This is a genomic window from Neisseria sp. P0021.S007, from assembly GCF_051956855.1.
Genome location: NZ_JBQCXA010000709.1, coordinates 1 through 625, shown reverse-complemented (window position 1 = coordinate 625; position 625 = coordinate 1). Strand labels below are relative to the sequence as shown.

The window sequence follows — 625 nt, the reverse complement described above, 5'->3', positions numbered from 1 at the left end:
AGCCTATTTCAACACCACGCCTTTGGGCCGCGCCGTTACCGGCACCATGCTCGTTTCCGCCATGAAAGAAGACGATGTGAATATCTGGGGCGACGGCAGCACCTACAAAGGCAACGACATCGAGCGTTTCTACCGCTACGGCCTATTGACCAATCCGGCGTTGAAAATCTACAAACCTTGGCTCGACCAACAATTTATCGACGAACTCGGCGGCCGTCACGAAATGAGCGAATTTTTGATTGCCAACGGCTTCAACTACAAAATGTCGGTTGAAAAAGCCTACTCTACCGACTCCAACATGCTGGGTGCCACCCACGAAGCCAAAGACTTGGAATTCCTCAACAGCGGCATCAAAATCGTTAAGCCCATCATGGGCGTTGCCTTCTGGGACGAAAGCGTCGAAGTCAAACCCGAAGAAGTTAGCGTACGCTTTGAAGAAGGCGTGCCGGTTGCACTAAACGGCAAAGAATACGCCGATCCTGTCGAACTCTTCCTCGAGGCCAACCGCATCGGCGGCCGCCACGGCTTGGGCATGAGCGACCAAATCGAAAACCGCATCATCGAAGCCAAATCGCGCGGCATCTACGAAGCCCCGGGCATGGCATTGTTCCACATCGCCTACGAG

At 53.9% G+C, this 625-nt stretch carries 1 protein-coding gene; it reads left to right on the top strand.

All coding sequences use genetic code 11. The annotated features are described in order from the left end of the window. The coding region (gene argG, locus ACTHUR_RS15515; RefSeq protein WP_440399529.1) for an argininosuccinate synthase at positions 1–625 on the top strand (625 nt) is incomplete at both ends.